Origin of the sequence: Novosphingobium mathurense, from assembly GCF_900168325.1 — a bacterium.
Classification (GTDB): Bacteria; Pseudomonadota; Alphaproteobacteria; order Sphingomonadales; family Sphingomonadaceae; genus Novosphingobium; species Novosphingobium mathurense.
This window is the reverse complement of record NZ_FVZE01000031.1, coordinates 1-2,767: the sequence shown is the minus strand read 5'-3', so window position 1 is coordinate 2,767 and position 2,767 is coordinate 1. Positions and strand designations below refer to the sequence as shown.

Sequence of the window (2,767 nt, the reverse complement as noted above, 5' to 3'; positions counted from 1 at the left end):
TGAACGCATCCTTGGTGACGCGGGGTGGAGCAGCCCGGTAGCTCGTCAGGCTCATAACCTGAAGGTCGTAGGTTCAAATCCTACCCCCGCAACCACCATGTACGACTCAAGCCCCCAGCGCCCGCGCGCCGGGGGCTTCGTCGTTCAAAGCCCGATCCCCCCGATCCCCCAACCGCCGCCGCCGCCGCGCAGTTCGAAACGCCGGTGCTTGCCACCGCGGCTATCACCGCCATGGACCACCGCCGCCTCGATCAGCGGTCGGATCGTGCTCTTCGAAGCATCGCCCTGGCGGTTCGGGGCGTGTCGCGGCTTGCGCTCAATCTGGTTTGCTGGCCGCTTTCATCCTTCCCTTTGGTGCAAGCCCGATAAGGAGCGCATGCGCGGGGCTTGAAACCCCAATACCGGGGAAAGGCGGGAAGCCGGCCGTTGAAGCGGACCTCATGCGTCGCGGCATCATGACGCTCGAAACCAACGTCCTGGCATTATCGGCAGGACCTCGGTAGGCACGCCCACGAAGCAAGGAAAGACCCTTCCATGCCTCCAAGCCCGTCGATCTTGCGCTCGCGAAGCAAGGGGCGGATAGGCTTCCGACGTCGGCAATACCGCCATGCCGGAAGAAACGCTCGGGTAGCCAGTCATTGAGCGCGTCGAAAGCTGGCTTGCGTGTGGGCTCGTTGCAGGGGGGCGCCGCCCGCACGAAGATTACGGCGAACCGTATTGCGCGCGCAGCCAAACTCCTTCGAAAGCCGCTTGGCTCACCAGACCAGTTCATGCAGCCGCATCATTGCGGCCACCTCCTCTGCCTGCATCGGACTCAGTTGTGCGGGAAACTCTGATCGCCTGTCGTCAGACCCGAGGGGGCAGTATGTCAGTTCGTATGATACAAGATAGCGGGGGCGCTTCAGATTATTCAGTCAGAGGAATGCGCTTGAGCATCGGAGAGCCGTTTGGTACCCGTTCATGGTCAACCGGCACATTCTACTGGAAGTAGCTAGGCATTTGAAGACAATCGATCCAGTCAGTCCGGATGATAATGAGACCAACCGGTTCTTCGCTAATCAGGCAGCACAATTTCGAGACGTGCTGGTAAGCGAGAATCGGTCCAAGACACTTGTACATCTTTTTGATTATCTGGTTGCGCGATCCGGGGATCCGCGCGCGCCCAAAGAGATCGAAATAGCGATGACGGTGTTTGGCAAAAGCGCCCAGTTCGATACTTCTCAAGACTCGACGGTGCGAGTGCACATCCACCGTCTTCGTCGCCAGTTGGAAAGTTTCAACTATGGCAAGAGCGGAAAACTACTGCAAATTCCCAAGGGGGACTATCGCCTCCTGCTGACCGAGGAGGCGGAAAGTGCTGACGACGACGCCATCCTCATTGAGGTGCACAGCAAGCCAAGTGGGCAAAAACGAACCTGGACGGTTATCGCGATTTGTTTTGCAGCGACTGCGATCTTTTGGGGGATGCTTCTATTCTCCGCCAGGAGCCAAGATTCCGTTACGTCCACCCTCAGGCAGACGTCGTTCTGGAAACCTATCGCAGCACACGAACGACTGCCACTGATCGCTGCCGGTGATTTCTATATGGTCGTGGAAAGTGGATCGGACGGCAAAATTCAGCGCCTTGCGATGCGGCCGGCAATCCGTTCTGGGCGTGATCTGGACAAATATCTGAGGATGCATCCCGATCAATACAGTAAGTTGCGTGATCGTGATATCCATCGCCTTCCGGCAACGGTCGCAATGGGCGCTGCGGAGATTTTGCCAATAGTGGCATCTGTCCGTCCCGATCATGCGATGGCCGACATCATTCCGGTTTCGCAAATTTCACAAGAAACCATCGATTCAAACAACATCATCTATATTGATCGTTTCTCGGAGCTCGGGATGTTGCGTTCTCCTGCGCTTGGGCAGTCTCACTTCGCTCCCGGCCCCGATCCGAATGAACTGAGGGATCTGCCTTCCGGCAGGACTTTCAGGGTTCGTGCGGCCGCCGAAAATCAAATTGGCCGAGATGATGTGGCCGCTGACCCTTATGGCTATGATTACGGATATATAGCCAGCTATCCCGGCCCCTCGGGCAATCAGATAATTGTTATCTCAGGTATGGAGGATGCGGCACTCGCCCAAATGGTCAAACTGGTGGGCGACAAACGGCAACTCGGCATCTTGTCGCGGCAGATCGGTGATGCCAAAGCATTCGAGGCGCTTTATCAGGTGCGCACTTCCGGCGGACTGATATTCGACACCCGCCTGTTGATTGCGCGGGTATTGGAAGCCAGCAAGGTGTAGCACCTTCTTGAAGGGCGTCCGTTCTATTCGCTGTGCCGCGTTTTGTCCCAGATGCGTTCGGCATTAATAGGCCTGGCGATTAGCAATGTGCTGCCATAGCTGCGATTGAACATCGTGCGGACGTGATAGAGGGCTTCAAAAGAGCGGAGGTTTCCACCGACGCGCTGGCGTAACTGTTGCACCATCTTTGCGTCCATGACGACATTTGCCATCTGCGCAGCGCCGGCATCGCCTGTTCCTGACAGGATCAGAATCTGGTTGCCGGAAGGGCCGGGGTAGCTGGCGATATAACCATAATCGCGTCGCGGGACAATTTTGTCGGCCAGTAAATACGGACTGTCTGATAGAAAATGTTGTCGAGACGGCGTGTCGATCAATTCGTAATACCAAGGAGCGCTGAGGCTGACTCACGCCAGGGATTCCCAAGAAGGTGAAAATCTGATTCGATGTTGCAAGCACATGGAGGCTTGCGATG

At 56.7% G+C, this 2,767-nt stretch carries 2 protein-coding genes, 1 tRNA gene and 1 pseudogene; 2 read left to right on the top strand and 2 right to left on the bottom strand.

Annotated elements, in window-relative coordinates; genetic code table 11:
* Positions 1 to 18: 18 nt before the first annotated feature.
* A tRNA-Met gene (locus tag B5483_RS22675) sits at positions 19 to 95 on the top strand.
* Between the two features lie 237 nt (positions 96 to 332).
* Here B5483_RS22675 and B5483_RS23630 read toward each other — a convergent pair.
* Positions 333 to 809 (bottom strand): annotated as a pseudogene (locus B5483_RS23630) (IS21 family transposase); the annotation flags it as partial.
* Positions 810 to 960: 151 nt separating this feature from the next.
* Between B5483_RS23630 and B5483_RS22665 the strand changes: the two are divergent.
* On the top strand, positions 961 to 2,292 hold the full coding sequence (locus B5483_RS22665; RefSeq protein ID WP_079732149.1) for a hypothetical protein: 1,332 nt from the start codon (positions 961 to 963) through the stop codon (positions 2,290 to 2,292).
* Positions 2,293 to 2,315: 23 nt separating this feature from the next.
* On the opposite strand, the gene B5483_RS23055 is transcribed toward B5483_RS22665, so the two are convergent.
* Positions 2,316 to 2,669 (bottom strand): hypothetical protein, encoded by a 354-nt coding sequence (locus B5483_RS23055; protein ID WP_139384143.1) that lies wholly within the window; start codon positions 2,667 to 2,669, stop codon positions 2,316 to 2,318.
* Positions 2,670 to 2,767 lie beyond the last annotated feature (98 nt).

Excerpts from the sequence above, each read along its gene's own strand:
- B5483_RS22665 (WP_079732149.1), top strand. The coding sequence starts at position 961 with ATGGTCAACCGGCACATTCTACTGGAAGTAGCTAGGCATTTGAAGACA.